General features: G+C 71.3%; 4 protein-coding genes. 2 read left to right on the forward strand and 2 right to left on the reverse strand.

Features of this window, described 5'->3' with window-relative positions:
- Window positions 1-190 precede the first annotated feature (190 nt).
- Complete coding sequence (locus ACESL7_RS11505) at window positions 191-3,286, forward strand: valine--tRNA ligase (protein WP_372893464.1); 3,096 nt, start codon at window positions 191-193, stop codon at window positions 3,284-3,286.
- 263 nt (window positions 3,287-3,549) lie between these two features.
- Window positions 3,550-5,370, forward strand: coding sequence for a translational GTPase TypA (gene typA / locus ACESL7_RS11510; RefSeq protein WP_372893465.1), 1,821 nt, complete (start codon window positions 3,550-3,552; stop codon window positions 5,368-5,370).
- 69 nt (window positions 5,371-5,439) lie between these two features.
- On the opposite strand, the gene ACESL7_RS11515 is transcribed toward typA, so the two are convergent.
- Both ACESL7_RS11515 and ACESL7_RS11520 read right to left on the reverse strand, forming a co-directional pair.
- A complete protein-coding gene (locus ACESL7_RS11515; protein WP_372893466.1) occupies window positions 5,440-5,727 on the reverse strand; it encodes a DUF1330 domain-containing protein in 288 nt (95 codons plus the stop codon).
- Between the two features lie 11 nt (window positions 5,728-5,738).
- Window positions 5,739-6,573: DHHA1 domain-containing protein (locus tag ACESL7_RS11520; RefSeq protein ID WP_372893467.1), on the reverse strand; the 835-nt coding region annotated here is incomplete at its 5' end.

Here is a 6,573-nt window from a genome sequence, read left to right on the forward strand (position 1 = left end):
GGCACCGTGCGCCACGCGGCCGCGCGGCGCTGACCGCGCCGCGGGAGGGGGCGCTGCCCCCTCTTGGCCTGGCGGCCAATTCACCCCCGGAGTATTTGCGCCAAGATGATGGGCGGGACGCGGCTTTTCCTCGGCCCCGCGCTCGGGTAAGGGACGGACCGATCCGCCCACGCACCGAGGGATTGCCGGGATGACGCTTCCGAAGAGTTTCGACGCCGCCGCGGCCGAGCCGCGCATCTACGCCGAATGGGAGGGCGCGCATGCCTTCGCGGCCGGCGCCAACGCGCGGCGCGACGAGACCTTCTCGATCGTGATCCCGCCGCCCAATGTCACCGGCAGCCTGCACATGGGGCATGCCTTCAACAACACGCTGCAGGACATCCTCGTGCGCTGGCACCGGATGCGCGGCTTCGACACGCTCTGGCAGCCGGGCACCGACCACGCGGGCATCGCCACGCAGATGGTCGTGGAGCGGGAACTGGCGGCGGAGGGCAAGCGCCGCACGGATTTCTCGCGCGAGGATTTCCTCGACCTCGTGTGGGAGCAGAAGCGCAAGTCGCGGGGCAACATCCGCGCGCAGCTCCAGCGCCTCGGCGCCTCCTGCGACTGGGCGCGCGAGGCCTTCACCATGGCCGGCGCGCCGGGCGATCCGGAGGGCGCGCCGGGCGGGCAGGACTTCCACGACGCGGTGATCCGCGTCTTTCTCGACATGCACGCCAAGGGCCTGATCTATCGCGGCAAGCGGCTCGTGAACTGGGACCCGCATTTCGAGACGGCGATCTCTGACCTCGAGGTGGAGAACCTCGAGGTCGAGGGGGCGATGTGGCACTTCAAGTACCCGCTGGCGAACGGCGAGACCTATACCTACGTCGAGCGGGACGCGGACGGCAACGTGGTGCTGGAGGAGGAGCGCGACTACATCTCCATCGCCACCACGCGGCCCGAGACGATGCTGGGCGACGGGGCGGTGGCGGTGCACCCGTCGGACGCGCGTTACGCGCCCATCGTCGGCAAGCTCTGCGAGATCCCGGTCGGCCCGCGCGAGCATCGCCGCCTGATCCCGATCATCACGGACGAGTACCCGGACCCGGCGTTCGGCTCGGGCGCGGTGAAGATCACCGGCGCACATGATTTCAACGACTACGCCGTGGCGCAGCGCGCGGGCATTCCCTGCTACCGTCTGATGGATACCCGCGCCCGCATGCGCGACGACGGGGATCCTTACCCCGAGGCGGCGATGCGCGCGCAGGAGATCGTCTCGGGGCTGGAGCTTTCGGAGTCCGAGATCGACGCGATCAACCTCGTGCCGGACGAGCTGCGCGGGCTCGACCGCTTCGAGGCGCGCGCGCGGGTCGTGGAGGCGATCACCGAGGAGGGGCTCGCCGTCACGACCACCGACGACGAGGGCAACGCGGTGCCCCTCGTCGAGAAGAAGACGATCATGGCGCCCTACGGCGACCGCTCCAAGGTGGTGATCGAGCCGATGCTGACGGACCAGTGGTTCGTCGATGCCGGGAAGATCGTGGGCCCGGCGATCGAGGCGGTGCGGACGGGCGAGACCACGATCCTGCCCGAGTCCGACCGCAAGGTGTATTTCCACTGGCTCGAGAACATCGAGCCCTGGTGCATCTCGCGCCAGCTGTGGTGGGGCCACCGCATCCCGGTCTGGTACGGCTTCGACCTCGCGCGGGAGGGGTTCCGCGACGACGAGGGCGACGGCGCGCTCGACCCGGTGGAGATGGGCCGGCTCCTGTCGCACCAGCACCTGCTTTCGGGCGACGAGCGCCGGCACGCCGCCGAAAGCTTCGAGGCGGTGCGCGGGCAGTTCGACGACGTGCTCAACGGCCTGCCCACGCCGCTGAACCACGCGCGGGTGGTCGAGGTGGCCGACCGTGACGCCGCGCTCCACACGATCGCCGAAAGCTTCGCGCGCTACAGCGCCAGCCAGGATCCGACGGAGCTCGTCTACCCGGTCTGGCAGGATCCGAACGTGCTCGACACCTGGTTCTCCTCGGGGCTCTGGCCCATCGGCACGCTCGGCTGGCCGGAGGACACGGCCGAGCTGCGCAGGTACTTCCCGACCAGCGTGCTGATCACCGGCTTCGACATCATCTTCTTCTGGGTCGCCCGGATGATGATGATGCAATACGCCGTCGTGGGAGAGCGCCCCTTCGACACGGTCTACGTCCATGCCCTCGTGCGCGACGCCAAGGGCAAGAAGATGTCGAAGTCGCTCGGCAACGTGCTCGACCCGATCGACCTGATCGAGGACTACGGCGCCGACGCGGTGCGCTTCACCCTCGCCGTGCTCGCGGCGATGGGGCGCGACATCAAGCTCTCGAAGGACCGCATCGCGGGCTATCGCAACTTCGGCACGAAACTCTGGAACGCCGCGCGCTTCGCCGAGATGAACGGCGCCGTCTGCGGCCAGGGCGGCGTGCCGGAGGCCACCGCGCCGGTCAACCGCTGGATCCTCGGCGAGACGGCCCGCGTGCGCGAGGAGGTGGACGCGGCACTCGCCGCCTTCCGCTTCAACGACGCGGCCGCGGCGCTTTACGCCTTCACCTGGCACCGGGTCTGCGACTGGTACGTGGAGTTTTCCAAGCCGCTCCTGCAGGGCGAGGACGAGGCGCTCCGCACCGAGACGCAGCGCGTCATGGGCTGGGTCATCGACCAGTGCCTGATCCTGCTGCACCCCTTCATGCCCTTCATCACCGAGGAGCTCTGGGACGTGCTGGCCGAGCGCTCCGGGATGCTGATCCACGCCGACTGGCCCGAGTACGACGCCGCGGAGCTCGCCGACGCGGAGGCGGACGCCGAGATGCTCTGGGTGATCTCCGTGATCGAGGACGTCCGCAGCGTGCGCGCGCAGATGCACGTGCCCGCCGGCGCCTATGTTCCGGTGCTGGCCACCGAGATGGACGCGGGCGGCCGCGCGGCCTGGAGCCGCAACGAGGCGCTCATCAAGCGCCTCGCGCGGATCGCCAGCCTCGAGGAGGTGGATGCCTTCCCCAGGGGCACCGCGACCGTGGCGCTCGAGGGGACGACCCTCGGCCTGCCGCTCGAGGGGCTGATCGACGTGGCCGAGGAAAAGGCCCGGCTGGAGAAGACACAGGCCAGGCTCGACAAGGAGATCAGGGGGCTCGAAGGGCGCCTGTCCAACCCCGACTTCGCGGCGAACGCGCCCGGGGACGTGGTCGAGGAGGCGCGCGAGAACCTTGCCGCACGCCGGGACGAGCGCGCGCGGATCGCCGAGGCGCTCGACCGGCTCTCCGAGCTCGGCTGAGCCGCACCGGGAGGGGGCGCTGCCGCCTTCCCGGCCTTCGGCCCGGTCAGTCCCCGGGACGCCTGGACCGAGACGACGGCCCGGACTGCGCCCGGCCCCATCATCTTGGCCCAAATACTCCGGGGAGCGCGAGGGGCAGCGCCCCTCGCCCCCGAGCGACGGCATGCGGCCGCACGGCCGCGCCACCCGGCTCGGCGCAGGGGCTGGTCTTTCGCGGCCCGGACCCCTATGTGAACCCGGACACACACGAGAGCTTTCCCCACATGGATATTCGCAACATCGCGATCATCGCGCATGTCGATCATGGCAAGACCACGCTGGTCGATGCGCTGCTGCGCCAGTCCGGCGCGTTCCGAGAAAACCAGGAGGTGGCGGAGCGCGCGCTCGATTCGAGCGACCTGGAGCGCGAGCGCGGCATCACCATTCTCGCCAAGGCCACCAGCGTCGAGTGGCAGGGCACCCGCATCAACATCGTCGACACGCCGGGCCACGCGGATTTCGGCGCCGAGGTCGAGCGGATCCTGAGCATGGTCGACGGCGTCGTGCTGCTGGTGGACGCGGCCGAGGGGCCGATGCCGCAGACGAAGTTCGTCACCTCCAAGGCGCTGGCGCTGGGGCTCCGCCCGATCGTCGTGCTGAACAAGGTGGACAAGCCCGATGCCGAGCCCGACCGCGCGCTCGACGAGGTCTTCGATCTTTTCGCGGCGCTCGGGGCGGACGAGGATCAGCTGGATTTCCCGCATCTCTACGCCTCGGGCCGCGCGGGCTGGGCCGACACGGCGCTCGACGGGCCGCGCGCCGATCTCGCGGCGCTCTTCCGGCTGGTGCTCGACCACGTGCCGCCGCCGCGCCAGCAGGCGCGCGCGGACGAGCATTTCCGCATGCTGGCCACGACGCTTTCGGCCGATCCCTTCCTCGGGCGGATTCTGACCGGCCGCGTCGAAGCAGGCCGGCTGAAGGCGGGGGCGACGGTCAAGGCGCTCTCGCGGACCGGGGAGAAGGTGGAGCAGTTCCGCGTCTCCAAGATCATGGCCTTCCGCGGCCTCGCGCACACCGAGATCGCGGAGGCCGTGGCCGGCGACATCGTCACGCTCGCCGGGATGAGCCGCGCGACCGTCGCGGACACGATCTGTGCGCCGGCGGTGGACACGCCCCTGCCCGCACAGCCGATCGACCCGCCGACCATCTCGATCACCTTCGGCATCAACGACAGCCCGCTGGCCGGGCGCGACGGCAAGAAGGTGCAGAGCCGGGTGATCCGCGAGCGGCTGATGAAGGAGGCCGAATCGAACGTCGCGATCCGCGTCACGGACACGCCCGGCGGCGAAGCCTTCGACGTGGCGGGCCGCGGCGAGCTGCAGATGGGCGTCCTGATCGAGAACATGCGCCGCGAGGGCTTCGAGCTTTCCATCGCGCGGCCGCGGGTTCTCCTGCGGGAGGAGGACGGCCGCACGCTCGAACCGGTCGAGGAGGTCACCATCGACGTCGACGACGACCATTCGGGCGCGGTGATCGAGAAGCTGACCGGCCCGCGCAAGGGGGAGCTCGTCGAGATGCGGCCGGCCGACGCGGGCAAGACGCGCATCGTGGCGCATGTGCCGGCGCGCGGGCTGATCGGCTACCACGGCGAGTTCCTGACCGACACGCGCGGCAGCGGCGTCATGCACCGCGTCTTTCACGGCTGGACCGAGCACAAGGGGCCGATCCCCGGGCGCCGCGCAGGGGTGCTGATCTCGATGGAGGACGGCGAGGCGGTGGCCTTCGCGCTCTGGAACCTCGAGGAGCGCGGGCGGCTCTTCATCGGCGCGCAGGAGCGGGTCTATCAGGGCATGGTCATCGGCGAGCACGCGCGCGAGAACGACCTCGAGGTCAACCCGCTCAAGGGGAAGAAGCTGACGAACGTGCGCGCCTCCGGCTCGGACGACGCGGTGCGGCTGACGCCGCCGACGCGCCTCAGCCTCGAGGACGCGATCGCCTACATCGACGACGACGAACTGGTCGAGGTGACGCCGAACGCCCTGCGGCTGCGCAAGCGCCATCTCGACCCGCACGAGCGCAAGCGCGCGGCGAAGGCGCTCGTCTGAGCGGGGAATGACGGCCCGCCCGCGCAGACGCCTGCGCGGGCCTGACCGGTGCAGGCGGCGGCGCGCGCCCTACTCGGTCGTCTCGACGATCACGAGCTCGCGCTCGGAGGCGCCGCGCGCGTGCGAGAGCGCCTCCTGATACTCGGGCGAGCGGTAGCAGGCTTCCGCCGCCTCGACGGAAGGAAACTTCGCCACGACGTTGCGCGGCCGGTCCTTGCCCTCGAGTTGCACGTAACGGCCGGCCCGGGCGATAAAATGGCCGCCGTGCCGGGCGATGGCCGGGCCCGCGAGCTCGGCGTATTTTCCGTAGGCCTCCGCGTCCGTCACGGTGACATGCGCGATCCAGAGTGCCGGCATCCGCTCCTCCCTCAGCTGACGTCCGCGCCCGCGCGCGCGACGACCTCTTCGGCGGCGCGGATCGCGGCCTCGGCGTTCTCGGGTGCCTTGCCGCCGCCCTGCGCCATGTCGGCCCGCCCGCCGCCGCCCTTGCCGCCCAGCTCGTGCACGGCGGCCTTCACGATGTCCACGGCCGAGAGCCGCGCCGTCAGGTCGTCGGTGACCCCTGCCGCGACCGCGGCCTTGCCCTGCGCGTCGGCGATCAGCAGCACCGCGCCGGAGCCCAGGCGCGCCTTCATCTCGTCGAGAAGCGGCGGCAGGTCCTTGCCGGTCACGCCGGAGACCACCTGCGCGACGAAGGGCGTGCCGCCCACCTCGCGCGGGGCGGGCGCGCCCTCGGCGCCGCCGCCGCCGGCCATGGCGAGCTCCCGCCGGAGGCGCGCCACCTCGCCCTCGAGCTCGCGGAGCCGCGCCTGATCGGCGCGCAGCCGCGCCGGCAGGTCGTCGAGCTGCACGCGCACCTCGGCCGCCGCGTCGGCGACGAGCCGGCGCAGGCGCGCCACATGGGCGCGCGCCGCCTCCCCGGTAAGCGCCTCGACCCGGCGCACGCCGGCCGACGACGCGCTGTCGCTCACGAGCACGAACTCCCCGATCTCGCCGGTACGCGCGACATGGGTGCCGCCGCAGAGCTCGATCGAATAGGTGTCACCCTCGGGCCCGCGCCCCGAACCCGGCTGCCGGCCCATGGAGACGACGCGAACCTCTTCGCCGTATTTCTCGCCGAAGAGCGCCTGCGCGCCGAGCTCGCGCGCCTCGTCCGGGGTCATGATGCGCGTCTCCACGGGCGCGTTGGCGCGGATGTAGGCG

It is taken from the genome of Rhodosalinus sp., from assembly GCF_041685465.1.
In the GTDB taxonomy this organism is placed as follows: Bacteria; Pseudomonadota; Alphaproteobacteria; order Rhodobacterales; family Rhodobacteraceae; genus Rhodosalinus.

Excerpts from the sequence above, each read along its gene's own strand:
- ACESL7_RS11505 (WP_372893464.1), top strand. The coding sequence starts at position 191 with ATGACGCTTCCGAAGAGTTTCGACGCCGCCGCGGCCGAGCCGCGCATC.
- typA (WP_372893465.1), top strand. The coding sequence starts at position 3,550 with ATGGATATTCGCAACATCGCGATCATCGCGCATGTCGATCATGGCAAG.
- ACESL7_RS11515 (WP_372893466.1), bottom strand. The coding sequence starts at position 5,727 with ATGCCGGCACTCTGGATCGCGCATGTCACCGTGACGGACGCGGAGGCC.